At 68.8% G+C, this 23,165-nt stretch carries 21 protein-coding genes, 1 pseudogene and 1 riboswitch; of the genes and pseudogenes, 13 read left to right on the forward strand and 9 right to left on the reverse strand.

Annotation, left to right across the window (positions count from 1 at the left end; translation table 11 throughout):
- From C0481_RS11130 to htpX, 4 genes are all read left to right on the forward strand, one after another.
- The coding region (locus C0481_RS11130) for a cation:dicarboxylase symporter family transporter (protein ID WP_293403642.1) at positions 1 to 216 on the forward strand (216 nt) is incomplete at its 5' end.
- A 190-nt stretch (positions 217 to 406) separates the two neighbouring features.
- Positions 407 to 1,885: an EAL domain-containing protein gene (locus C0481_RS11135; RefSeq protein WP_293403644.1), complete on the forward strand. Its 1,479-nt coding sequence runs from the start codon at positions 407 to 409 to the stop codon at positions 1,883 to 1,885.
- A gap of 113 nt (positions 1,886 to 1,998) precedes the next feature.
- Positions 1,999 to 2,832, forward strand: coding sequence for an alpha/beta hydrolase (locus C0481_RS11140; protein WP_293403646.1), 834 nt, complete (start codon positions 1,999 to 2,001; stop codon positions 2,830 to 2,832).
- Positions 2,833 to 2,900: 68 nt separating this feature from the next.
- Positions 2,901 to 3,869, forward strand: a complete 969-nt coding sequence (gene htpX, locus C0481_RS11145) for a zinc metalloprotease HtpX (protein WP_293403648.1) — start codon at positions 2,901 to 2,903, stop codon at positions 3,867 to 3,869.
- A gap of 16 nt (positions 3,870 to 3,885) precedes the next feature.
- On the opposite strand, the gene fabV is transcribed toward htpX, so the two are convergent.
- Positions 3,886 to 5,049: an enoyl-ACP reductase FabV gene (gene fabV / locus C0481_RS11150; RefSeq protein ID WP_293403650.1), complete on the reverse strand. Its 1,164-nt coding sequence runs from the start codon at positions 5,047 to 5,049 to the stop codon at positions 3,886 to 3,888.
- A gap of 191 nt (positions 5,050 to 5,240) precedes the next feature.
- Here fabV and C0481_RS11155 point away from each other — a divergent pair, with 191 nt between their 5' ends.
- A complete protein-coding gene (locus C0481_RS11155) occupies positions 5,241 to 5,960 on the forward strand; it encodes a carbonic anhydrase (protein WP_293403652.1) in 720 nt (239 codons plus the stop codon).
- 3 nt (positions 5,961 to 5,963) lie between these two features.
- On the opposite strand, the pseudogene C0481_RS11160 reads toward C0481_RS11155, so the two are convergent.
- Positions 5,964 to 6,739 (reverse strand): annotated as a pseudogene (locus C0481_RS11160) (enoyl-CoA hydratase/isomerase family protein).
- Positions 6,740 to 6,816: 77 nt separating this feature from the next.
- On the opposite strand from C0481_RS11160, the gene C0481_RS11165 reads away from it, so the two are divergent.
- The gene (locus C0481_RS11165; RefSeq protein WP_293403654.1) at positions 6,817 to 7,407 is read left to right on the forward strand and encodes a class I SAM-dependent methyltransferase; all 591 of its coding nucleotides are present in this window, start codon (positions 6,817 to 6,819) and stop codon (positions 7,405 to 7,407) included.
- Complete coding sequence (locus C0481_RS11170) at positions 7,408 to 7,701, forward strand: hypothetical protein (RefSeq protein WP_293403656.1); 294 nt, start codon at positions 7,408 to 7,410, stop codon at positions 7,699 to 7,701. It begins immediately after the preceding gene.
- Between the two features lie 89 nt (positions 7,702 to 7,790).
- Here C0481_RS11170 and C0481_RS11175 read toward each other — a convergent pair whose 3' ends face one another.
- The gene (locus C0481_RS11175) at positions 7,791 to 8,819 is read right to left on the reverse strand and encodes a ribonucleotide-diphosphate reductase subunit beta (protein ID WP_293403658.1); all 1,029 of its coding nucleotides are present in this window, start codon (positions 8,817 to 8,819) and stop codon (positions 7,791 to 7,793) included.
- Between the two features lie 128 nt (positions 8,820 to 8,947).
- Between C0481_RS11175 and C0481_RS11180 the strand changes: the two genes are divergently transcribed.
- A complete protein-coding gene (locus C0481_RS11180) occupies positions 8,948 to 9,601 on the forward strand; it encodes a glutathione S-transferase family protein (RefSeq protein ID WP_293403660.1) in 654 nt (217 codons plus the stop codon).
- A gap of 17 nt (positions 9,602 to 9,618) precedes the next feature.
- On the opposite strand, the gene C0481_RS11185 is transcribed toward C0481_RS11180, so the two are convergent.
- The 3 genes from C0481_RS11185 to C0481_RS11195 all read right to left on the reverse strand — a co-directional run bounded on the left by C0481_RS11185 (position 9,619) and on the right by C0481_RS11195 (position 13,042).
- Complete coding sequence (locus C0481_RS11185; RefSeq protein ID WP_293403662.1) at positions 9,619 to 9,864, reverse strand: DUF2798 domain-containing protein; 246 nt, start codon at positions 9,862 to 9,864, stop codon at positions 9,619 to 9,621.
- Positions 9,865 to 10,033: 169 nt separating this feature from the next.
- Positions 10,034 to 10,870: a lipid A-modifier LpxR family protein gene (locus tag C0481_RS11190; RefSeq protein ID WP_293403664.1), complete on the reverse strand. Its 837-nt coding sequence runs from the start codon at positions 10,868 to 10,870 to the stop codon at positions 10,034 to 10,036.
- Between the two features lie 306 nt (positions 10,871 to 11,176).
- A complete protein-coding gene (locus C0481_RS11195) occupies positions 11,177 to 13,042 on the reverse strand; it encodes a ribonucleoside-diphosphate reductase subunit alpha (protein ID WP_293403666.1) in 1,866 nt (621 codons plus the stop codon).
- Positions 13,043 to 13,366: 324 nt separating this feature from the next.
- A riboswitch (yybP-ykoY riboswitch) is annotated at positions 13,367 to 13,513 on the forward strand.
- A gap of 79 nt (positions 13,514 to 13,592) precedes the next feature.
- Between C0481_RS11195 and C0481_RS11200 the strand changes: the two genes are divergently transcribed.
- Entirely contained in the window at positions 13,593 to 14,150 is a 558-nt protein-coding gene (locus tag C0481_RS11200) for a TMEM165/GDT1 family protein (protein WP_293403668.1), read from the forward strand.
- Here C0481_RS11200 and C0481_RS11205 read toward each other — a convergent pair.
- The 3 genes from C0481_RS11205 to C0481_RS11215 all read right to left on the reverse strand — a co-directional run bounded on the left by C0481_RS11205 (position 14,147) and on the right by C0481_RS11215 (position 19,551).
- Positions 14,147 to 15,931: an SLC13 family permease gene (locus C0481_RS11205; protein WP_293403670.1), complete on the reverse strand. Its 1,785-nt coding sequence runs from the start codon at positions 15,929 to 15,931 to the stop codon at positions 14,147 to 14,149. The two genes, C0481_RS11200 and C0481_RS11205, sit on opposite strands and share 4 nt — an antisense overlap.
- A gap of 134 nt (positions 15,932 to 16,065) precedes the next feature.
- Positions 16,066 to 17,256, reverse strand: a complete 1,191-nt coding sequence (locus tag C0481_RS11210) for an OmpA family protein (RefSeq protein WP_293403672.1) — start codon at positions 17,254 to 17,256, stop codon at positions 16,066 to 16,068.
- Positions 17,257 to 17,745: 489 nt separating this feature from the next.
- On the reverse strand, positions 17,746 to 19,551 hold the full coding sequence (locus C0481_RS11215; RefSeq protein ID WP_293403674.1) for a cation:proton antiporter: 1,806 nt from the start codon (positions 19,549 to 19,551) through the stop codon (positions 17,746 to 17,748).
- A gap of 144 nt (positions 19,552 to 19,695) precedes the next feature.
- On the opposite strand from C0481_RS11215, the gene C0481_RS11220 reads away from it, so the two are divergent.
- From C0481_RS11220 to C0481_RS11235, 4 genes are all read left to right on the forward strand, one after another.
- The gene (locus C0481_RS11220) at positions 19,696 to 20,028 is read left to right on the forward strand and encodes a DUF2946 domain-containing protein (protein ID WP_293403676.1); all 333 of its coding nucleotides are present in this window, start codon (positions 19,696 to 19,698) and stop codon (positions 20,026 to 20,028) included.
- Between the two features lie 67 nt (positions 20,029 to 20,095).
- Entirely contained in the window at positions 20,096 to 22,147 is a 2,052-nt protein-coding gene (locus C0481_RS11225) for a TonB-dependent receptor (RefSeq protein WP_293403678.1), read from the forward strand.
- On the forward strand, positions 22,135 to 22,623 hold the full coding sequence (locus tag C0481_RS11230; RefSeq protein WP_293403680.1) for a YcnI family protein: 489 nt from the start codon (positions 22,135 to 22,137) through the stop codon (positions 22,621 to 22,623). Before C0481_RS11225 ends, C0481_RS11230 begins: the two co-directional genes overlap by 13 nt.
- Positions 22,624 to 22,633: 10 nt before the next feature.
- Positions 22,634 to 23,131, forward strand: a complete 498-nt coding sequence (locus C0481_RS11235; protein WP_293403682.1) for a copper chaperone PCu(A)C — start codon at positions 22,634 to 22,636, stop codon at positions 23,129 to 23,131.
- Positions 23,132 to 23,165: the final 34 nt, after the last annotated feature.

Genomic DNA, 23,165 nt, shown 5'->3' on the forward strand with positions numbered 1-23,165 from the left:
GGGGTGCCGCGCGCCTCGCTGGTGGTGATCGCCGCCACCCTCACCTACTTCGACCTGCCCGAGGCCGGCCTGCTGCTGATCCTCGGCGTCGACCACCTGCTCGACATGGGCCGCTCGGCCACCAACGTGGTCGGCAACTCGGTGGCCGCCGCGGTGGTCGCCAAGTGGGAGAACCAGATCGAGGAGCCGAGCGAGGGCGAAACCGCCCGCGCCTAATGGTCCTGACGGGCGCCTTTGCGGGCGCCCGTTAACGGACGATTCCGGGATTGTCGCATATTACGCGTAACCTTGATTTCTCAGGGCGCGCGAAGGGGGCGGCATGAAGGGCATCGTCTTGACGGAGTTCCTGGGATCCATGGCGGATTCCAAGGGCCCGCGCGGACGGCGTCCGGGGGCCTGATCCGCCGTGACCTCCGCCCTTCCCGCACCTGCGGCGCGCGACGCCGAAGCGCTGCTCATCGAAGCGCGCCAAGAGCTGCGTCGGGTCTCCGAGAGCCTGGCCGCGCGCATCGAGGATCTCGAGACCGAGCGCGCGCTGACCCTGCACCTGGCGCGGACCGACAGCCTGACCGGGCTGCTGAACCGCGGCGCCTTCACCGCTGCGCTGGTCGGGCGCCTGGAGGAGGCGCAGCACAGCGGCGAGCCGGTGGCGCTGCTGGTCATCGACCTCGACCGCTTCAAGAACCTCAACGACAGCCTCGGCCATGACGCCGGCGACCAGCTGCTGGTCGAGATCGGCCGCCGGCTGAAGGCCGCCGCTCGCGAGGGCGACGTGGTCTCGCGCCTGGGCGGCGACGAGTTCGCGGTGATCGCAGCCGGCCGCGAGGCGACCGCACGGGCCGCCGAACTGACCCACGCCCTGACCCAGACCCACACCATCTACGGGCGGGCGATCGCGCCGGGCGCCTCGGTCGGGCTGGCGGTCTATCCGACCGACGCCGCCGACGCCGCCGACCTGCAGCGCTTCGCCGACATCGCGCTTTATCGCGCCAAGACCGCCGGCGGCAGCCGCTGGTCGGCCTTCGACGAGGACCTGCGCAAGGCCACCGAGGCGCGCCACAGCCTGGAGACCGAGCTTCGCCGGGCGATCCCGGCCGGCGACATCGTCCCCTGGTTCCAGCCGGTGGTGAACGCCGCCGACGGCCGCATCATCGCCGCCGAGGTGCTGGCCCGCTGGAACCACGCCGAGCGCGGCATGATCCCCCCCGGCGTGTTTGTGCCGCTGGCCGAGGAGCTGGGCCTGATCGCCGAGTTGGACGGGGCGATCTTCCAGTCCGCCTGTCAGCGCGCCTCGCCCTGGGTTTCCGAGGGCTTGATCGACACGATCTCGTGCAACGTCTCTCAGCGCGAGCTGATGGACCCGGCCTTCTCGCGCAAGCTGATCGCCCGGCTGGCCGACACCGACCTGCCGGCCACGGCGCTGACCGTCGAGATCACCGAGACCTTCCTGGTCCACGACCTCAGTCTGGCCCGCCGCCACATCGAACGGCTGGCCTCGCGCGGGGTGCGCATCGCCCTCGACGACTTCGGCACCGGCTATTCGAACCTGCGCGCGCTGCTGCAGCTGCCGATCCATACGGTGAAGCTGGACCAGTCGCTGATCGGCGGGGTCGGCCGCGACCCGCGGGTCTCCAAGCTGGTGCGCGCCATGCTCAGCGCCGCCAAGTCGCTGGACGCCCGCATCGTCGCCGAAGGGGTGGAGGACGAGGCGCAGGCCATCTTCCTGCGCGCCGCCGGCGCCGACCGCATGCAGGGCTATCTGTTCGCCCGCCCGATGCCGGGCGACGCCTGCGAGGCGCTGATGCGCGAGCAGGCGGCCGGCGCCGAGGCGCCGACCGACCGGATCATGGCCGCCGCCGCGACCCTGCGCATGGCCGCCTTCTAGGCAATTCTCGACGCCCCGCAGCTAGGGCGCCGGCCCGACTCGACAAACTTCGGCTCCGCCCGCGAGATGCCGGCGCCGCGCTCAGCGGCGCGACGGCGATCCAATGCGGAGCAATGACGATGCCGACCATCACCACCACCGACGGCGCCGAAATCTTCTACAAGGACTGGGGCGCCGGACGCCCGCTGGTGTTCCATCACGGCTGGCCGCTCAGCGCCGACGACTGGGACGCCCAGATGATGTTCTTCCTGGCCAAGGGCTTCCGCGTCATCGCGCATGACCGCCGCGGACACGGGCGCTCGACCCAGACCTCGGGCGGGCACGAGATGGACACCTACGCCGCGGACGTGGCGGCGCTGGCCGCGCACCTGGACTTGAAGGACGCGATCCACATCGGCCACTCGACCGGCGGCGGCGAAGTCGCCCGCTACGTCGCCCGTCACGGCGGCGGCGGCCGGGTCGGCAAGGCGGTGCTGATCGGGGCGGTGCCGCCGATCATGGTCAAGTCGGACAAGAACCCTGGCGGCCTGCCGATCGAGGTGTTCGACGGCTTCCGCGCCGCGCTGGTCGCCAACCGGGCGCAGTTCTTCCACGACGTGCCGGCCGGGCCGTTCTACGGCTTCAACCGATCGGGCGCGAAGGTGTCGGAGGGCGTGATCGACAACTGGTGGCGCCAGGGGATGATGGGCGCGGCCAACGCCCACTATGAGTGCATCAAGGCGTTCTCGGAGACCGACTTCACCGAGGACCTGCGCACGATCGACGTCCCGGTGCTGATCATGCACGGCGACGACGACCAGATCGTGCCGATCGCCGACTCCGCGCTGCTGGCGATCAAGCTGCTTAAGCAGGGCGAGCTGAAGGTCTATCCGGGCCTGCCGCACGGCATGTGCACGACCCATCCCGAGATCATCAATCCAGACCTGCTGGCCTTCATCCAGGCCTGACGGAATCGAACGGCGAGAGGGAGGCTACGCCTTGCGCAGCCGCCCTCTGCGCCCCCATATCCGCCGCCATGCACAACCATCTTCGCACCTTCATGCTGCTGGCGGGCCTGACCGCCCTGTTCGTCGGCATCGGCTACCTGATCGGCGGACCGACCGGCATGGCCATCGCGCTCGCCCTCGGCGTGGCGATGAACTTCTTCAGCTACTGGAACTCCGACAAGATCGTGCTGCGCATGTACGGCGCGCGCGAAGTCGACGTGAGCACCTCCGATCCGCTGCTGCGCAACTACGTGAGCGACGTCTACGAGCTGGCCGACCGCGCGAACCTGCCGCGCCCGAAGGTCTATGTGATGGAGACCGAGCAGCCGAACGCCTTCGCCACCGGCCGCGATCCCGAGCACGCCGCCGTGGCCGCCACCGTCGGCCTGCTGCGCATGCTGGACCGCCGTGAGATCCGCGGGGTGATGGCGCACGAGCTGGCGCACGTGAAGAACCGCGACACCCTGACCATGACCATCACCGCGACCCTGGCCGGGGCGATCTCCTCGCTGGCCAACTTCGCGCTGTTCTTCGGCGGCAACGACCGCGAGCGTCCGGGCGGGATCATCGGCACCATCGCGCTGATGGTGCTGGCCCCGATGGCCGCGGCGCTGGTGCAGATGGCGATCAGCCGCGGCCGCGAGTACGAGGCCGACAAGCACGGCGCCGAGATCAGCGGCGACCCGCAGGCCCTGGCCAGCGCGCTGCAGAAGATCGAGGCCTACGCCCACGGCATCGTCAACGTCACCGCCGAGCGCAATCCGGCGACCGGCCAGATGTTCATCATCAACCCGCTGGCGGGCCGCGGCGCGGACAATCTGTTCTCGACCCACCCGGCGACCGGCAACCGCGTCGCCGCGCTGATGAAGATGGGCGGCAGCGCCCCGCCGCGCCAGCAGGAGCCGATCGTCAGCGGCGGCGGCCGCTGGCGCGGCGGCGCGACCGCCGTGCCGACCACCGAGCCGCGCAAGCCGCAGGGCGGCCCCTGGAACAGCTAGGCCGAGGCGGCGCCCGTCAGCGCACGACCCGCGGATCGACGTCGGCGGCATAGTCGACGCCAGGCACGCCGAAGCCGAAGATCTTCAGGAAGTCAGCCCGGAAACCGGCGAGGTCGCCGAGTTCGCCGAGGCTCTGGGTGTCGAGCGACGGCCAGCGCCGCTCCACCTCGGCCTGGACGGGCGCCGACAGTTCCCAGTCGTCCATGCGAATGCGGCCCGCCTCGTCATAGTCGTGCTTTGGCAGCGCCTCGCGGAACAAGCGGTCGACCTGCTCGATGCAGCCCTCGTGCAGCCCCATCTCTTTCATCACCTTGAACAGCACCACCCCGTAGAGCGGCACCACCGGGATGGCCGAGCTCGCCTGGGTGACGACCGCCTTCAGCGCGACGACGCGCGCGGCGTCCGGGCCCAGGCGCCCGCGGATGGCGCCGGCCGCGCGGTCGACGTCCTCCTTGGCCTTGCCGAGGGTGGCGTGCCAGTAGATGGGCCAGGTGAACTGCGAGCCGATGTAGGTGTAGTTCAGGGTCTGAAAGCCGTCAGCGAGCAAGCCGGCCCCGGCCAGGGCGTCGACCCACATCTCCCAGTCCTCGCCGCCCATGACCTTGATCGTGGCCGCCGTCTCCTCCGGAGTGGCGGGCGCCAACTCGCTTTCGAAGACCTCAGCCTTGTCGGTGTTGAGGCTCTTTACGCGCACGGTCTCGCCCAGCGGCTTGATGACCGAGCGATAGGTTTGCCCATCGCGCGGATCGGTGCGGACCGGCGCGGCCATGCTGTAGACCAGCATGTCGATCTGCCCGAGCTCCTCGCGGACGCTCGCCAGGACCTTCTGGCGCATCTCGTCCGAGAACGCGTCGCCTTCGAGCGTGACCGCCTTGCGGCCGGCGGCGGCGGCTTCGAGTTCGAACGCCCGGTTGTTGTACCAGCCCGCGGTCGCGGTCCGGGTCTCGGTCGGCTCCTTTTCGAACGACACGCCGACGGTGTCGGCGCCGCATCCGAAGGTCGTCACGATGCGCGAGGCCAGGCCGTATCCCGCCGAGCAGCCGAGCACGAGAACACGCTTTGGACCAACGAGGGGGCCGCGTGACCGGACAAGCTCAATTTGCTGACGGACGTTGGCGGCGCATCCGTCCGGGTGCGCCGTGGTGCAGATGAAGCCGCGGATGCGGGGCTCGATGATCACTTCGCCTAGCCTGTCGATGTTGGCGGGACAGTCCGGCATAGCGTGACGCGTCGGTGAGGCCAACACAACGCCAAGGCTCAACCGCGGCGCGCCGCGACCTCGGGTCGAATCCCTAGCCCGCCGGATCGCGCTGGCGGCGTCGCCGTAGTTGAGGTCTAGTTTCATGGGGATCGCTGAGGGGTAAGACGCCCATGACCCAGTTCCCGGTTCCGGCGCCGTCCGGCGCATGTGGTTGCAGCGTCCACTCAAGCGCGCCGACCAGCGTCCAGCGGCGCAGGTTCCTGGCGGCCGGATTCGCCGCGGGTTGCGCGTTGGCGGCCGGCGGCGTGGCCCGGGCCCAGTCCTCGCTGGCCCCGGACGCGGCGCTGGAGCGGCTGATGGCCGGCAACGCCCGGTTCGTCGCCAAGGCGCTGAACTCGTTCCAGGAGGATCTGGCGATCCTCAAACAGGGGACGTTCGCCAAGCAGGAGCCGTTCGCCGCAGTGCTGGCCTGCGCCGACAGCCGCATCCCGGTCGAGCTGATCTTCGACCAGAGCATCGGCCAGCTGTTCGTCGCCCGCGTGGCCGGCAACTTCGCCACCGCCGAGCTGATCGCCACCCTGGAGTACGGGGCGGCGGTGCTGGGGACCCGGGTGATCATGGTCCTGGGCCACGAGAGCTGCGGGGCGGTCAAGGCGGCGATCGACGGCAAGCCGGTCCCCGGCCAGATCAGCGCCCTCTACCGGCCGCTGCGCGCGGCGGTCGACCAGGCCGGGCCCGATCCGGAGGCCACAGCCAAGGCCAACGCCCGCATCCAGGCCGCGCTGCTGGCGACCGCCTCGCCGGTGCTGGCCGAGCTGATCAAGAAGGGCGAGCTGAAAGTCGTCCCGGCCTACTACGCGTTGGCGAGCGGCCGGGTGACCCTGGTCTGAGCGCTAGCGCCCCTGGAACACCGGCTTGCGCTTTTCGAGGAAGGCGCGGCGGGCCTCCTGGCCGTCCTCGCTGCGGAAGGCGCGGCCGATGTTGGAGACCTCGTAGCGGAGCTGCTGCTCCATATCGATCGACTCGTAGGACTTCACGATGCCGCGCTTGAGCAGGCGCAGGGTGATCGGCGACCACTCGCAAAGCTGGGCGCAGTACTCGGCCAGCCGGGCGTGGAAGTTGGCGTCGTCGACCGCCTCGCCGGCCATGCCCCACTCCAGCGCCTGCGCGCCGACGACCGTGCGGTTCTCCATCATGAAGCGCATGGCGCGCTCGTAGCCCATGACCTGCGGCAGGGTGATGGTCAGGCCGGCGTCCGGCGAGCCGCCGATGCGGGTGTAGCCGGCCATCAGCCGCGCGCTGGAGGCGATCAGGCGAACGCAAGGCCCGCGCCGACGGCGACGCCGTTGATCCCGCCGACCACCGGCTTGTCGCAGCGCTTGCGCAGGGCGAGCACGAACTGGCCGACCCAGCTGATGTCGTCGAGCTGGGCGGTCATCGCCGAGTCCGGGTGGTAGGGCTCGGCGCCGGAGAGATCGAGGCCGGCGCAGAAGGCGTCGCCCGAACCGGTCAGCGCCACGACCCAGACATTGTCGTCACGCGCCGCCTCGTCGATCGCCGCGATCACGCCCCAGGCCAGCTGCTGGGAGAGCGCGTTCTTCTTTTCCGGACGGTTCAGACGGATGGTGCGGACGTGACCGGCGTCGGACGTCTCGACAAGCTTGGACATGGCGTTTCCCCTCGTTCTTGCGTTGACGGGACAATGAACGCGGTGGGAGGTGGAGGCCAGACCTAAGGGGGACCCCCATGCTGCACGACGCCGACACCCTGGCCTTCTACGACCGCGAAGCGGCGGCCTATGCGGCGCGCAAGCGGGGCGCCCCGGAGCGGCTGCACCGGTTCCTCGAGCAGCTGCGGCCGCGGGCCCGCATCCTGGAGCTGGGCTGCGGCGCGGGCCAGGACGCCGAATTGATGACCGCCGCCGGGTTCGACGTGACGCCCACCGACGGTTCGGCCGGCCTGGCGGCGGAGGCGCAGGCGCGGCTGGGACGGCCAGTGCGGGTCATGCGGTTCGAAGAGCTGGACGAGGTCGCCGCCTATGACGCGGTGTGGGCCAACGCCTGCCTGCTGCATGTGCCGGAGGCCGGGCTGGCCGACGTGCTGGGACGCATCCATCGGGCGCTCAAGCCGGGCGGGCGGTTCAACGCCGGGTTCAAGGCAGGCGACGGCGGCGGGCGCGACAGCCTGGGCCGATACTACAACTTCCCGACCGAGCAGAGTCTGCGCGCGGCCTATGGCGCGGCGGGGGATTGGTCGGCGCTGGAGCTCACCGCCGGCCAGGGCGGCGGCTTCGACGGGGTGATGCGCGACTGGTGGTTCGTGGATGCGGTGAAGTAGATGATCGGACGGACGGTCATCGCTGCCGCGCTGGCTTTCGCGCCGATCGGGTGCGCCGAGAAGCCGATGCGCGTCACGTCGGCGGCCCAGGCGATCGAAGTCGCGAAGATTGAGCTCGAGCGCCAGGGATACGCGCCGGCCGGACGATATGAAGTCACAGGGGACGGCGTCGTTTGGGTCGTCGTCCCGCATCCCCAACCCGCGGGCCCCGGCTACTCGGTGCTCGTGGACCCCGCTTCGGGCAAGGCTGAGATCGGCGCGTACCAGACCGCGACGATCGACGAAGAGCTCTAAATACACTGAGGGGGCCCAGCTGCATCAGCAGGCCCCCTCCGTCGCGCTGCGCGCGCCACCTCCCCCAGCGGGGGAGGAACTGTCAGCGGCTACTCCGCAGCTTCGCTGCGCTTGGCCAGCATGTTGTCGAACGACGACCAGACGCCGTCGGCGCCGTGCCACTGGCCCTTGGTCGCGGCCTTCGAGTACTCGGTCGAGCGGGCCTCGAAGAAGTTGGCGTGCTCGACGCCCGAGAGCATCGACTGCAGCCAGGGCAGCGGGTTTTCCTTCACGCCGTAGACTTCCGGCAGCGCCAGCTGGCGCAGGCGCCAGTCGGCGATGAAGCGGATGTAGGCCTTGATGTCGTCCGGGGTCATGCCCTGGATCTCGCCGGCCTCGAAGGCCAGGTCGATGAACTTGTCCTCCAGGCCGACCACGGTCTTGCAGCAGTCGACGATGTCGTCGCCGACGCTCTTGGTGACCGCGCCGGTCTCTTTGTTGAACGCGTGGTAGAGCTTGATGATGCCTTCGCAGTGCAGGCTCTCGTCGCGCACAGACCACGAGACGATCTGGCCCATGCCCTTCATCTTGTTGTGGCGCGGGAAGTTCATCAGCATCGCGAAGCTGGCGAACAGCTGCAGGCCCTCGGTGAAGCCGCCGAACATGGCCAGGGTGCGAGCGATGTCGGCGTTCGAGTCGACGCCGAACTTCTGCATGTAGTCGTGCTTGTCGCGCATCGCCTGGTAGTCGAGGAACGCCGTGAACTCGCTATCGGGCATGCCGATGGTCTCGAGCAGCAGGGCGTAGGCGGCGATGTGGATCGTCTCCATGTTGGAGAAGGCCGACAGCATCATCTTCACCTCGGTGGGTTTGAAGACGCGGCTGTAGCGTTCCATGTAGTTGTCGTTCACCTCGACGTCCGATTGCGTGAAGAACCGGAAGATCTGGGTGAGGAGGTTGCGCTCCTTGTCGTTGAGCTTGGCCGCCCAGTCCTTGAGGTCCTCGCCCAGCGGCACCTCTTCGGGCATCCAGTGGACCTGCTGCTGCTTCTTCCAGAAGTCGTACGCCCACGGATAGCGGAACGGCTTGTAGGCGAAGGACGGAGTGAGCAGGCCGGGCTGAGCGGACGTCGCGGTCACGGGTGCGGCTTTCGAATCTGACTGCGGATGTGTGTTAACGCGGCAAGTTTAGCCACCGATTTGCGACAACATCTAGGGGCGAATTGGCGCGACGCCCCAACATGTTGTGAACATTTGGGAGCAGGATAATGAACCAGCCATACGTCGTCCACGGCGCCGCGGGATCGGGCTCGGTGCCTGTCGAAGCGACGCTGACCTTGCTGGGCCTGCCCTATCGGGTGGTCGAAAACGCGCCCTGGGCCAGCCGGGCCGCGGCCGACGCGGTGGGCCAGATCAACCGCCAGCGCCAGGTGCCGGCGGTGATCACGCCGGACGGCGAATTGCTGACCGAGAGCGCCGCGATCCTCATCCACCTGGCCGACCGCCATCCGCAGGCGGGCCTGGCGCCGGCGATCGACGCCGCCGAGCGGGCGCAGTTCCTGCGCTGGATGATCTACCTGCCGGCGCAGGTCTATTCGATGTTCTGGGTGCGCGACGATCCGAGCCGGTTGGCGGCGGACCCGGCGGCCGAGCAGGTGATCAGCGAACGCACCGCCCAGCGGATCGCCGACTGCTGGCGGATGATGGACGAACAGGTCGCGCCCAGCGACTACATCCTGAGCGACGCCTTGAGCGTGCTCGACCTCTATGTGGCGGTGATGTCGCGCTGGACCCCGCGGCGCAAGGTCTTCTACCAGGTCGCCCCCAAGCTGGCCGAGGTCGTTCGCCGGGTCGACGCCGAGCCGCGGCTGGCCGCGTTCTGGGCCGAACGGATGCCGTTCGAAGGAGCATGGGAGGGCTGAGCGCCCTCCCAGCCTATTCAGGCCGGCTCGACGATCAGGGCGACGATGCGGCGAACGACCGGCAGCAGCAGCAGCAGAGCTGGAAAGGCGACCAGCCAGGAGACCGCCCAAGCGCCCATCCAGGCAGCGGGCATGGCCGGGGTGGCGCCGACGCTCTTGAGGGTCGAGATCCCGGAGACGATGAAGGTCATCAGGATCGAAAGGACGAATGGCATGACGACGCCGGCGAAACGCGCGGGCAGCCGGCGGGGAAGTGCAGACATATGGAACTCCGTAAGCGCCGCGCGATGCATCCGGCCCCGACAGGACCAGCCCTCGCCCGGCTGGGCAGGGTGGATGCGTTGGCTAACGTAAACGCTTACGGAAGCACGGGACGCGCTGCGGGCCCCGTCATAGCGGCATCCCGATATATCTCAAGCCCCGCCAGCTGCGTCACTTCTGCGGTTTGATCGAGAAGGTGAACGCTAGCACCGAGTCTTCCTTGGTCTCCTGGCCGAAGACCATGTGTTCGCCCTTCACCTCCCGGTGGATGTAGCCGAACGAGGTCTGCATCGCGCCCTTGCGATAAGCGACCCCGACGTGGGCGTCGCCGACCAGGGCGCTGGACGGATCGGTCGTCCAGCCCTGGCCGTCCCAGCTATTGCCGTTGCGCAGCACGTTGAGGCCGACGGCGCGGCCGCTGGCGGCGGCGAACAGGTACCAGCGCCCCTGATCGCCATAGGCCTTGCCGTCACGGACGCCGAGATCATTGAGGCGGTCCTCGACCTCATCGTCGCGCTTCTGGGCGACGGTCAGCGTGGCGCCGGCCTCGGCCTGGCCGCCGCTGTTGGAGAGGCCCACGCCCGTATGCGGGGTGACGGCGACGTCGAGCTCGCCGGCCCGCATGCGCACCGGCGCCCAGTCGCGGCTGACCGCCACCTCGTAGGCGTCGGCGTCGAACTGGGCCGCGCGCGGATCGATGTTGGACGGCAGGCCGCTGGGCGAGCGCTCCGTGCCGCCGACGCTGAGGCGCAGGTTGTCGACCGAGCCGCGCGGGGTCTTGCCGAGTTGGAAGTTGCTGGTCGTCCAGCGCACCGGAGCGCCGTCGGCGGCGAATTGCTCGCGCTCGACCATGTTGGAGAAGTCGTCCTGTCGGATCTTCGGCGCCTTGTCCGGCGCAAAAGCCGCGTCCTTCGCGTCCGCGGCGCCTACAGGCCTCGGTGTTTGGGCGGCGACCCCCGTCGCAGCGCCAAAACTCAAGGCGATGGCCAGCCCAGCCAACGGCCTCATCAGCGTTTCTCCCGTACCGCATCGTTGAGCGTGCGGCTCAACAAGCACCCTTCCATGATGATGGAATGACGCCAACGGGAAATCCGTTCCTCTGCCCTGCGTCACATCGGGTTTACACCTGAGGTGGCGCATCAGGAGGCGCGGCAATGCGCCAGACTGGGACAAAACAAGGATAATGCGCGCAATTTGTGCGCGCCGCGGCCAGGCGGACGGCCGCCGCCCAGACAGCAATCGAGGGGCGCGACGGCCCCTCGATCCAGGTCTCTGAAGATCCGCCTCGCCCGGAGGGCGGGGGTTAGAACCCGCCTATTGGCAGGCCAGGCACTCTTCGTAATCGGTGCGCTCGGACGGCGCGTCGATGACCATGGCCACGCCCTCGCCGCCGGCGTGAGCGGCGCGCTGCACCGACTTGGAGCGCAGGTAGTAGAGCGACTTGCAGCCACGCTCCCAGGCCTGCCAGTGCAGCATGTGCAGGTCCCACTTATCGACGTCGCCCGGCAGGAAGACGTTGACCGACTGCGACTGGCAGATGTCCGGGGTGCGGTCGGCGGCCAACTCGATGACCCAGCGCTGGTCGAGTTCGAAGGCGGTCTTGAAGACGTCCTTCTCGTCCTGGCTGATGAAGTCGAGGTGCTGGACCGAGCCTTCGTTCTCCAGGATCGAGTCCCAGATCTGCGAGGTGTTCTTGCCCTTCTCGTCGAGCAGGCGCTCCAGGTAGGGGTTCTTCACCGCGAACGAACCCGACAGGGTCTTGTGGGTGTAGATGTTGGCCGGGATCGGCTCGATGCCGGCGCTGGTGCCGCCGCAGATGATCGAGATCGAGGCGGTCGGGGCGATGGCCAGCTTATGGCTGAAGCGCTCCATGACGCCCTTCTCGGCCGCGTCCGGGCAGGCGCCGCGTTCGGCGGCCAGCTTGCGCGAGGCCGCGTCGCACTGACGGCGCAGGTGCTTGAACAGGCGCATGTTCCAGCTCTTGGCCAGGGCGCTCTCGAACGGCACGTTCTGCATCTGCAGGAAGGAGTGGAAGCCCATCAAGCCCAGACCCACCGAGCGCTCGCGCTGGGCGGCGTAGACCGCATTGGCCATCTCCGGCGGCGCGCTGCGGATGAAATCTTCGAGCACGTTGTCGAGGAAGCGCATCACGTCCTCGACGAAGGTCGGATGGTCGCGCCACTCCATGAACTTCTCGGCGTTGACCGAGGAGAGGCAGCAGACGGCGGTGCGCTCGCGGCCCAGGTGGTCGGTCCCGGTGTGGAGCATGATCTCCGAGCACAGGTTCGACTGACGCACCGACAGGCCAAGGTCGCGCTGATGCTGCGGCATCGAGCGGTTCACGGTGTCGGAGAAGATCAGGTAGGGCTCGCCGGTCTGCAGGCGGATCTCGAGGATCTTCTGCCACAGCGAGCGGGCGTCGACCTCACGCAGGACTTCCTGGTCCTTGGGCGAGCGCAGGCCGAACATGGCCCCTTCGCGCACCGCTTCCATGAACTCGTCGGTGATGTTGATGCCGTGGTGCAGGTTCAGGGACTTGCGATTGAAGTCGCCCGAGGGTTTGCGGATTTCGAGGAACTCCTCGATCTCCGGGTGGTGGATGTCGAGATAGACCGCGGCCGAGCCGCGGCGCAGCGAACCTTGGCTGATCGCCAGGGTCAGCGAGTCCATCACGCGGATGAAGGGGATGATGCCGCTGGTCTGGCCCGCGCCCTTGACCTTTTCGCCGATGGAGCGGACGCCGCCCCAGTAGGTGCCGATGCCGCCGCCGTTCGAGGCCAGGGCGACGTTCTCGTTCCAGACGCTCTGGATGCCGTCGAGCGAGTCGCCGACCGCGTTCAGGAAGCAGGAGATCGGCAGGCCGCGACCGGCGCCGCCGTTCGAGAGCACCGGGGTGGCCGGCATGAACCAGAGGTTCGAGATGTAGTCGTAGACGCGCTGGGCATGCTCGGCGTCGTCGGCGTAGGCCGTCGCGACGCGGGCGAACATGTCCTGGTAGCTCTCGCCGGCCAGCAAGTAGCGGTCTTCGAGGGTCGTCTTGCCGAACTCGGTCAGCAGGGCGTCGCGCGAGCGATCGACCTCGACCTTTCGAACGAGCTGAAGCGCGGGCCGGTCAGCCCGATCCGGGGCCGTCTGGGTCGCTTCCGAAACCGTTCGCATCACCGCTTCGCCGCTGCTCATGCCCCAAAACCCATAACTATCAGACGCTTTGCCTCCGGGACACCGCCCGGCCGTATTCACCGCTATATCTAGTGGCTGCCCCGCCCCCGATACGCTCCATATGGGGCCACGAAGGCTAATGACTCGTCAACGGTCTGGAGCGGTCATCCCCACGAGAATTTCGTTAACGCCTCATTTACCTTTGCGGCCAGAGCTTGGCGGGCTTGAGTTTTCCACAGGCGCTCCGGGCCCGGACAAAGCCCCTGCTCACGAGACTGTGAAATCTGGGGGCGATTTAATCGCGAGTCGTTCGCACTTGCCCACCGCCAACCACCACCCTATCCACACGCCGTCACTGGGGAGTAGCCGCCCGTAGCTCCAGCGGGGGACACGTCAACAAACTTGCCGAAGATCAATTGATCCGAGGCATGGCGTGTTCGGCAAAGATCCTGAGTCGCCTCGGCGGCCGGGTGCTTGGCGAGACCTTTGGCTTTCGTGCGTCGGTCCATGCGGGGTCGGCGGCGCGGAAAGCCATTGGTATGTCTCGACCCCGCCCGGACGCCCGTTCTCCATGGAAGCCTTCCTCGTCTCGACCGGCCTCGTGGCCGTCGCCGAAATCGGCGACAAGACCCAACTTCTGGCCCTGCTGCTGGCCGCGCGGTTCCGAAAACCCGCGCCGATCATCCTCGGCATTCTCGTCGCCACCATCGCCAACCACGCCCTGGCCGCCTGGGTCGGGGTCGCCGCGGCGTCGCTGCTGAACGGCCCGTGGATGAAGTGGGTGCTGGGCGTGGCCTTCATCGGATTCGGGATCTGGGCGCTGATTCCCGACAAGTTCGAGGAAAGCGACAAGCCCAAGGACCGGGCCGGCGTGTTCCTGACCACCCTGGTGGCGTTCTTCCTCGTGGAGATGGGCGACAAGACCCAGGTGGCGACCGTCGCCCTGGCCGCGAAGTTCCACCAGGTGCTGGTGGTCGCGGCCGGCACCACGCTCGGCATGATGATCGCCAACGTGCCGGCGGTGCTGATCGGCGAGGCCGCGGCCACGCGCCTGCCGCTCAAGTACATCCGTTGGGCGGCGGCGGCGGCGTTCGCGGCGATCGGCGCCTGGATCCTGATCGCGAGCTAGCCGGCGCTCAGCGGCCAGAACCACGCGATCAGCGGCGCGCCCAGGACCAGCACCAGCAGGGTCAGGGGCGCGCCGAGCCTCGGATAGTCGGCGAAGCGGTAGCCGCCCGGCCCCATCACCAGGGTGTTGCACTGGTGGCCGATGGGCGTGAGGAAGTCGGACGCCGCGCCCACCGCCACCGCCATCAGGAACGGGTCCGGATTGAGGCCCAGCTGACGGGCCATGCTGGCTCCGACCGGGGCGACGATCAGCACCGTCGCGGCGTTGTTCAGGAACGGCGTGGCGGCCATGGCCACCGCCATAATCGACACCAGCGCGATCATCGGCGACTGGCCGCGGAACATGCTGGAGAGCCAGCCGCCGATCAGCTCGGCCCCGCCGGTGGTTTGGATCGCCTCCGACACCGGGATCATCGCGGCTATCAGCACGATCAACGGCCCGTCGACGGCGGCGTAGGCCTCGCGCATGCGCAGGGCGCCGACGATGATCATCGCCACCGCCGCGCCGAAGAAGGCGATGGCGACCGGCACGACCTGGAAAGCGACCAGCACCATGGCCGCAGCCAGGATGACAGCCGGGGCGACCGCATGGCGGATGCCGCCGAGCCGCACCTCGCGTTCGGCTAGCGGCAACAGACCAAGGGCGGCCAGAGCCAAAGGCAGAGTGCGCTCGGATCCCTGCAGCACGACGATGTCGCCGGCGCGCAGGCGGATGCGGCTGGGGCTCTGTTTGAGATCAAAGCCCGAGCGGCTGACCGCCAGCAGGTTCACCCCATGCTGGCCGTAGAGGTCAGATTGCTGGGCCGAGCGGCCGATCAGCTCCGATTCGCCGCCGACCACCGCCTCGACGACGCGCACCTCGTCGGTCGGCTCCTCCATGGCGACCGGACGGTCCGATCGGGTCAGCCGCAGCTTGCCGCGATTGATCAGTTCGTCGAGGGCCTGGGGCTCGCCCTGCAGCAGCAGCACGTCGCCGGGGCGAACCTTGGTGTTGGGGTGCGGCCGGGCGCGGCGGCGGCCGCCGCTGAGCAGCATCATCACCCGAGCCTCGCCGCCGGCCAACTCGTGCAGTTCGCCGATTCGGGCGCCGGCCAGGGTCCAGTCGTCGGGGGCCTCGACCTCGGTGATGTAGGCGTTGGCGGCCAGCGCCTCTTCGAGGTTCACCGCTGGGGCGCGGTCCTTGGGCAGGATGCGGTAGGCGAACGCCAGGAACACGAAGCCGACCACCGCCAGGGCCAGGCCGACCGGCGAATAGTCGTACATGCCGAACGGCTTGCCGAGCAGCTCTTCGCGAACCTGAGAGACGATGATGTTGGGCGCGGTGCCGACCAGGGTGACGATGCCGCCGAGCATCGCCCCGAACGCCATCGGCATCAGCAGCCGCGATGGCGAGGAGCCTGTGCGGCGCGACAGCTGCAGCGCCACCGGCATCAGGATCGCCAGCGCGCCGACGTTCTTGGTGGCGGTCGAGAGCACCGTCACCGCCGCAGTCAGCACCGGAACCTGGCTGCGCTCGGTCTTCAGCTTTGGGATCAGCGGGCGCAGCACCGCCTCGACGATGCCGGACTTGGCGAAGGCGGCGCTGACCACCAGGGCCGCGGCGATGATCACCGTGATGTCGTTGGAGAACCCGTCGAAGGCGCTCTTGGCCGGCACCACGCCGATCGCGACGCCGGCCAGCAAGGCGCAGACCGCGACGACGTCATAACGAAAGCGGCCCCAGATGAAGGCGCCGATGGTCAGCGCGATGAGTCCGAAGGCCAATCCCTGGTCGAGCGTCATCGTCGCCCCTCGCCCCACCCGCTGCGGTGGAGCTTGGACAACGCCGCACGTCGGCGAAAGCTGCGGCCTCAAAGCAAAAGAGCCCGGCCTTGCGGCCGGGCTCCTCGCTAGTTCGGCTGAGCGCCGAGATCGACTTAGAAGTTGATGTCGATCGTCGAGCGGCGGTTCAGCGGTTCCTTCACGCCGTCGGCGGTCGGGACGGCGAGTTGGGTTTCGCCCTTCCAATCCACTTGCAGCGCAGCTTGGTTCACGCCCAGGCCCACGAGGGCGTCGGCGGTGGCCTTAGCACGACGTTCCGACAGGCGGACGTTGTACGCAGCCGAACCCGAGGTGTCGGTGTGGCCGACCACGATCAGGCGAGTCGCGTTGCCGCTGGTCGCGTAGGTCGCAGCTTCCTGGATCACCGTCTGGGCTTCCGGCGTCAGCACGTACTGATCGAACGGGAAGTAGACGATGAATTGCTTGGCTTCATACGCCGGCGGAGGCGGCGGAGGAGGCGGCGGCGGGGGCGGAGGCGGCGGCGGGGGCGGCGGAGGCGGCGGCGGGGGCGGCGGCGGCGCGAACGAGTAGCGCAGGCCGACGGTCACCGACTGGTCCGTGTATTCGCCCGTGAAGACGCCCGGCTGCAGAGCGTGCGAACCGGTCGACGCGAAGTCGAGGTCCGTGCCGCCCAGGTAGCGGTAGGTCAGGTCGACGTTCAGGCGGTCGGTCGCGCGCCAGGCCAGACCAGCGATCAGCTGCCAGGCCAGGGCGGTGTCGTCGTCGTCGATGGTCAGGTTCTGGATCGACGGGTTGGCGGCGTTGAACGCACCGGTCACCGACGAGAACTGGCCGACGGAGTCGACGGTCACGTGGTTGATACCGATACCGGCGCCGACGAACGGATTGATCACCGCGTTGGGCGCGATGTCATAGATCACGTTGCCCATCAGGGTCCACGACGTCACGTCGCCCGAGGCCGAGCCGCAGTTCGGAGCGGCGGCCGAGCGGACCACGCCCGGGGTGCAGAGGCCGAGGATCGAATTGTTCGAACCACCGCGGATCGACTCGATGTCGCCCGGACGGTAGCCGCCTTCGAGTTCGACGCGCCAATGTTCGTTCAGCTGGTAGCCGAGACGAGCAAAGCCGGTCCAATCCTCTTCCTGGTTGAAGGTCCAGTTATAGGGCGAGCCGCCAGCGGCGTTGTTCGACGATTCACCGTCGATGCCGTCCGGCCAGTGGTAGCCGAGGTCGACAGCGCCGTACCAACCGACTTCTTGCGCCGAAGCCCCCGACGCGGCGAAGACCGCAGCCAGGGCGGCCCCCGCTAGGAGTTTGAATTTCATATTCAGAGCCCTCTCTTGCCCTCTGCTGCGGCCAAATGACCCAGCGCTGTTATATCAAGGCCCAACCATTACGAAAGTGTCGCCGGAGCAACACCTTCGCCAATTCGTGGCGCCTCTCAAATCCAACCCCAGGACGTTACACATTCTTCCCCTCGGCGATCAACTTCGGGGCGAGAGACATATCCCTCGTTCGGTCGCCAACGATGCGCCCTGGGCTACATCGCGACGCCGAATTCTTGTTATCCGATCCAGTTCGAAAATGCGGGCGCGCTACCCAGCGCGCGCGCCGCCCGACTGAAGCCGGTTGATTCTCTTGAACTATGAGCGCACTCACCGGGACCGTCCAGTCCGCTCGACACGCGAACATCCGCATACCTCAGGCAAACGCTCAATTGTCTGGCTGGTCACTCCCCCTTCGCCTAAGACGCGAATCTCGTCTCCGGTTCGAGCGGACAACGTCCCCCCTACGGCTTAGTTCCGCCGCAGCTGTCAGTTTTCTTGCGCGCGTCGGTAGCGCCGGACTCGTCCCCCCAGAGCCTCGGGACGGTTGAGCGCCTTTCGGAACTCGTCTCGCCGCTCGTGGATCGATGCGATGATTAGTCCCATTGGCACACCGATCTCAACCAGAACCGCTTCGGACAATTGTAAACTAGCTTCAACGGTCTCAGGCACAGCGTCGGTGGCGCCGAGCTCGTAGAGCCGTTGGGCCTGACGCGCGTCGCGGGCGCGGGCGACGATGGTCAGGTCCGGGCGCATGGCCCGGGCGGTGGCGACGATCGCCTCCACCCCTTCGGGCGCATCCATGGTCACCACCAGGGCCGGGGCGGTCTCCAGCCCGCAACGGCGCAGGAACTCCTGGCGCGAGGCGTCGCCGAAATAGATCGCCTCGCCGGCGCGGCGGGCGGCCTCGACCAGCTTGGGATCGCGTTCGGCCGCCACCCAGGCGATGTCGTGCCGGTGCAGCATGTCGCCGACCAGCTTGCCGACCCGCCCATAGCCGACAACCAGCACCTTGGGCGCCTCGGCCTCGGCCGGATCGGCGGCGGGCGCGGGGACCGGATCGGGGGCCAGCCCCTGGCCGCCGGTCTTGCGGCCGCCGAGCTTCAGGCCCAGCGCCGCCAGCAGCGGAATGCACATCATCGAGATGGTCGAGGAGACCAGCACCATCTGGCCCAGCGGCCGCGGGACGATGCCGTCGCCCATCGCCGCCGAGAGAATGACGTAGGCGAACTCGCCGCCGCCGGCGAGCAGCAGGCCGGCCTCCAGCGCGCCGCGCCACGGCAGGCCGAACAATCGCCCGAGGCCGAACACCACCGTGGCGTTGAGCGCCACGACGCCCACCGCCATGCCGAGGATCGCCCAGGGCTGTGCGGCGAGCAGCGACAGGTCCAGACCGATGCCGACCGAGAGGAAGAACAGTCCGAGCAGCAGGCCCTTGAACGGCTCGATGGTGACCTCGACCTCGTGCCGGTACTCGGTCTCGGCCAGCAGCAGGCCGGCGATGAAGGCGCCCAGCGCCATCGACAGGCCGGTGAGCGCGCTGACCAGGCCGGCCCCGATGACCACCAGCAGGCAGGCGGCCATGAACAGCTCTTCGCTCTTGGCCCGGGCCACGGACTTGAGCATCGGGCGCAACAGCAGCCGGCCGAAGGCGACGAGGATCATCACCCCCAGCGCCGCCGGAGCGAAGGCCAGTAGCAGCAGGCTCGGCGAGAACGCCTCGCCGTCGCCGCCGCGGCCGATGATCGCCAGGGTGACCAGGATCGGGGCGACCGCCAGGTCCTGGAACAGCAGCACCGAGAAGGTCGCGCGGCCAGCCGGCGAGTGCTGGCGCTTGTGCTCGGTCAGGATCTGCATGACCACGGCGGTCGAGGACAGCGCCAAGGCCGCGCCGATGGCCACGGCCGGCGCGATGTCGAGGCCCAGAGTCATGCCGGCCAGGGCAATGGCCGCCAGGCAGAGCGTCACCTGCAGCGCGCCCATGCCGAACACCCAACGCCGCATCAGGCGCAAGCGCTCCCACGACAGCTCCAGCCCGATCATGAACAGCAGGAAGACCACCCCGAACTCGGCCAGTTGGGCGATCTCGTCAGGCTGAGCGATCGTGATCGAGCTCAGAAAAGGGAAGGCGTCGCTGAGAGCGCCCAGGCCGAAAGGGCCGAGCACGACTCCCGCGCCGAGAAAACCGAGGATGGGGCTGATCCGCCAACGGCGGAACAAGGGCACGATTACGCCAGCGGTGGCGAGGAAGAGGACGACGTCCTTATATTCGCCGGGCGAAACGTGACCTTCCATGCGCTCTCCTTCTGTGATGAGCGCCACTATGGGGTTTCGACGCCTCTTGCGTAACCCGTCGGGCAGCGCTTAAGACGCCCGCCCATGCACTTCGGCCGAAAAAAGCGCGCGACGCGGGCGAGCCTGGGGGTCCTGGCGGCCCTTGTGGCGCTGCTTGCCCAGGCGTTGCTGCCGGGTGCGGCCATGGCGGCCGAATCGTTTTCCACCGTCCGCGTCGAGCTCTGCACCGAGACCGGGGCCAAGACCGTGGTCATCGGCGCCGACGGCCAGGAGCGCAAGAGCGGCTTCGCCGGCCTGCCCTGTCACGACTGTCTGGCCGCCACCTTGGCGGTCGTCGTCACTCCCGAACTGGCGATCGCGCCGGTGGCCTACGCCGCCGTCATGGTCCGCCATGCGGCGCCCGCCGCGACCGCCCAGCCCCGCGCCCGCGCGCCCCCGCGCCCGCCCGGCCAAGGCCCCCCTTCCCTGAACGTCTGAGCCGAAACCGACCGCAGCGCCCCGCGCGCCTGCGGCTCTTCTCGTACGTCCAGGGACACCATCGACCATGTTCGCTTTCCTGCGCGCCTCGCCGCGCGCGCTGCTGCTCGCCGCCACCGCTCTTTCGCTGCCCGCCTTGGCCCACGCCGACGAGGCCGGGCCCCTGGTCGACGCGGTGATCGTCACCGCCAATCCCGATCCCGAAGACCCGCCGGTCGTCGCCGACGCCCGGCGCCGGCTGTCCGAGACCCCCGGCGCGGTGGCGGTGATCTCCGCCGAGGCCTATCGCGACCGCTACGCCCAGGGGCTGGCCGAAACCCTGCGCGACGTGCCCGGCGTCTACGCCCAGAAGAAGTGGGGCGACGACACCCGGCTCTCGATCCGCGGCTCGGGGATCGGCAATCCCAACCACAACCGCGGCACGTTGCTGGCTCAGGACGGCGTGCCGTTCAACGAGGCCGACGGCTATGGCGACTTCCAGCAGATCGACCCGCTGATCGCCCGCTTCACCGAGGTCTATAAGGGCGGCAACGCCCTGCGCTTCGGCGGCGCGCTGCTAGGCGGGGCGATCAACATGGTGACCCCGACCGGCAAGGACGCCGGGGCGCAGAATCTGCTGCGGCTGGATGGCGGGTCGTACCGCACGATCCGCGGCCACGGCGAGGTCGCCCGGCAGTGGGGCGAGTGGGACATGTTCGCCGCCGCCACCGCGATCTCGGCCAACGGCTGGCGCGAGCAGAGCGACCAGACCGCCCAGCACGTCTCGCTGAACATCGGCCGCAGCTTCGGCGAGGACCGCGAGCTGCGCTTCATCCTGTCGGGGCACAATGTCGACCAGGAGATCCCCGGCGCTGTCGAGCTGAGCCAGGCGCTGAACTCGCCGCGCAAGGCCAGCCCCGGCAACCTGGCCAACGAATACCAGCGCAACATGCGCAGCGTCCGCGGCACGCTGCAGACCCGCTGGCGGGTGGCTGACAACGCGGTGTTCGAGGGCGGGGTCTATGCCAGCTGGAAGGACCTCGACCATCCGATCTTCCAGGTTATCGACCAGGAGAGCCGCAACTGGGGCGCCTTCGGTCGGCTGGACGTCGAAGGCGAGCTGGCCGGCCGGCGGGCCGACCTGTTCGTCGGCGCCTCGGCGCGGCTGGGCGACCTGGACGCGCTGCAATGGGTGAACCTGAAGTCCTCGAAGGGCGACAAGCGTGCCGACAGCCGCCAGAACGCCCGCGCGCTCGACGTCTTCGCCGAGGGCCGCCTGTTCGTCACCGACCAGCTGGCCCTGGTCGGCGGCGGCTCGCTGGGCTCGGCCAATCGCCAGTTCCGCAACAATCTCAACCGCAGCGCCGATCGTTCGATCACCTACGAATGGTTCGCCCCGCGCATCGGGCTGCTTTGGCAGGCGCAGGACGGGGCGCAGGCCTTCGCCAACCTGACCAAGTCGGTGGAGCCGCCCAACTTCAGCGCCCTGGTCCAGACCGGGCAGTTCGTCGGCTTCGCGCCGCTGGAGGCGCAGGAGGCCTGGACCGCCGAGGTCGGGACCCGCGGCCGGCGCGGCGCCGTCTCCTGGGACGTCGCCTTCTATCGCGCCGAGCTCGAGAACGAGCTGCTGAACTTCGTGGTCTCGCCGAGCATTCCAGCCGCCACCTTCAACGCCGGATCGACCATCCACCAGGGGCTGGAGGCCGGGCTCGACTGGCGGGTCGGGGGGCTAAGGCTGCGCCAGACCTACGCCTGGTCGGACTTCCGCTTCGACGGCGACAGCGTCTATGGCGACAACCACCTGCCGGTCGTGCCCGAGCATCTCTACCGGGCCGAACTGCGCTACGATCACCCCAGCGGCTGGTTCATCGCCCCCTCGCTCGAATGGTCGATCACCGACACCTATGTCGACTACGCCAACACCCTGAAGGCGCCCTCCTATGCGATCTGGTCGCTGGGCGGCGGCTGGCGCGGGCCGGACGGGGTCAGCGTCTTCGTCGAGGCGCGCAACCTGGCCGACGAGCGCTATGTCTCGAACTTCAGCGCCGTCACCGACGCGCAGGCGCCCGGCGTCTCCAAGGCGGTGTTCTTCCCCGGCGAAGGCCGCTCGGTGTTCGGAGGCGTGACATGGGCGTTCTGAGGACCTTGCTGATCGGGGCGGCGGCGCTCGTCGCCCTGCCCGGCGCGGCGGCGGCGCATGTGGTCGCCGATCCGGGTCGCGCGGAGGCCGGCGCCTACCAGGCCGTCGTGTTCCGTGTCGGTCATGGCTGCGGCGATGCGGCGACCACGGCGCTGCGCATCGAGATCCCGCTTGAGATGGCCTCGGCCCGGCCCCGCCCCAAGCCGGGCTGGACGCTGGAGATCGAGCGCCAGGACGGCAAGGTCACCGCCGTCACCTGGCGCGGCGAACTGCCGGGCGACCAGTTCGACGAGTTCGCGGTGCTGTTCAAACTGCCCGACCAGGCCGCGACGCTTTACTTCCCGACCGTGCAGTCCTGCGGTTCCGACGCGAGCCAATGGACCGAGATCCCCGCGCCGGGCGAACGGGCCAGCCATCCGGCCCCCGCGCTCGTCGTCACCCCCAAGGCCGCTGCGGCCGAAACCCATCAGCACTAGAGGACGTCCCATGCGACACCTTGCGATCATCGCCGCGGCCACTGCGGCCCTGACCCTTTCCACCGCCGCCCAGGCGGCGAGCTATCGCCTCGGGTCGCTGGAAGTCGTCGATCCGTGGAGCCGACCGGCGGCCGCGAACGGCAACGGCGGCGGCTTCCTGACCATCGTCAACCGCGGCGCCGCGGCCGACACCTTGGTCGCGGTCGAAACGCCCGCCGCCCGCAAGACCGAGGTGCATCGCTCCTCGACCGCCGGCGGGGTGATGAAGATGGAGCGGCAGGACGCCGGGGTCGCCATCCCGGCCGGCAAGCAGGTGGCCTTCGCGCCCGGCGGCTATCACGTGATGTTCCTGGGTCTGACCAAGGCGACCAAGCTCGGCGACAAGGTCCCTGCGACCCTGGTGTTCAAGAGCGGCGCGAAGCTGAAGGTCGAGTTCCAGGTGGCGGCGGGCGCCCCCGGCGCAGCTGGCGCCAAGGCCCCGGCCGCCGACGCCCACCATCATCACTGAGGCGTTACGCAGCAAGGCGGCGCGTTGACCCATG

The organism is Phenylobacterium sp. (assembly GCF_013822795.1).
GTDB lineage: Bacteria > Pseudomonadota > Alphaproteobacteria > Caulobacterales > Caulobacteraceae > Phenylobacterium.

Coding starts and splice junctions, on each gene's coding strand:
- C0481_RS11140 (WP_293403646.1), top strand. CDS start 1,999: ATGACGATGCCGACCATCACCACCACCGACGGCGCCGAAATCTTCTAC.
- htpX (WP_293403648.1), top strand. CDS start 2,901: ATGCACAACCATCTTCGCACCTTCATGCTGCTGGCGGGCCTGACCGCC.
- C0481_RS11155 (WP_293403652.1), top strand. CDS start 5,241: ATGACCCAGTTCCCGGTTCCGGCGCCGTCCGGCGCATGTGGTTGCAGC.
- C0481_RS11165 (WP_293403654.1), top strand. CDS start 6,817: ATGCTGCACGACGCCGACACCCTGGCCTTCTACGACCGCGAAGCGGCG.
- C0481_RS11170 (WP_293403656.1), top strand. CDS start 7,408: ATGATCGGACGGACGGTCATCGCTGCCGCGCTGGCTTTCGCGCCGATC.
- C0481_RS11180 (WP_293403660.1), top strand. CDS start 8,948: ATGAACCAGCCATACGTCGTCCACGGCGCCGCGGGATCGGGCTCGGTG.
- C0481_RS11185 (WP_293403662.1), bottom strand. CDS start 9,864: ATGTCTGCACTTCCCCGCCGGCTGCCCGCGCGTTTCGCCGGCGTCGTC.
- C0481_RS11190 (WP_293403664.1), bottom strand. CDS start 10,870: ATGAGGCCGTTGGCTGGGCTGGCCATCGCCTTGAGTTTTGGCGCTGCG.
- C0481_RS11195 (WP_293403666.1), bottom strand. CDS start 13,042: ATGAGCAGCGGCGAAGCGGTGATGCGAACGGTTTCGGAAGCGACCCAG.
- C0481_RS11200 (WP_293403668.1), top strand. CDS start 13,593: ATGGAAGCCTTCCTCGTCTCGACCGGCCTCGTGGCCGTCGCCGAAATC.
- C0481_RS11205 (WP_293403670.1), bottom strand. CDS start 15,931: ATGACGCTCGACCAGGGATTGGCCTTCGGACTCATCGCGCTGACCATC.
- C0481_RS11210 (WP_293403672.1), bottom strand. CDS start 17,256: ATGAAATTCAAACTCCTAGCGGGGGCCGCCCTGGCTGCGGTCTTCGCC.
- C0481_RS11215 (WP_293403674.1), bottom strand. CDS start 19,551: ATGGAAGGTCACGTTTCGCCCGGCGAATATAAGGACGTCGTCCTCTTC.
- C0481_RS11225 (WP_293403678.1), top strand. CDS start 20,096: ATGTTCGCTTTCCTGCGCGCCTCGCCGCGCGCGCTGCTGCTCGCCGCC.
- C0481_RS11230 (WP_293403680.1), top strand. CDS start 22,135: ATGGGCGTTCTGAGGACCTTGCTGATCGGGGCGGCGGCGCTCGTCGCC.
- C0481_RS11235 (WP_293403682.1), top strand. CDS start 22,634: ATGCGACACCTTGCGATCATCGCCGCGGCCACTGCGGCCCTGACCCTT.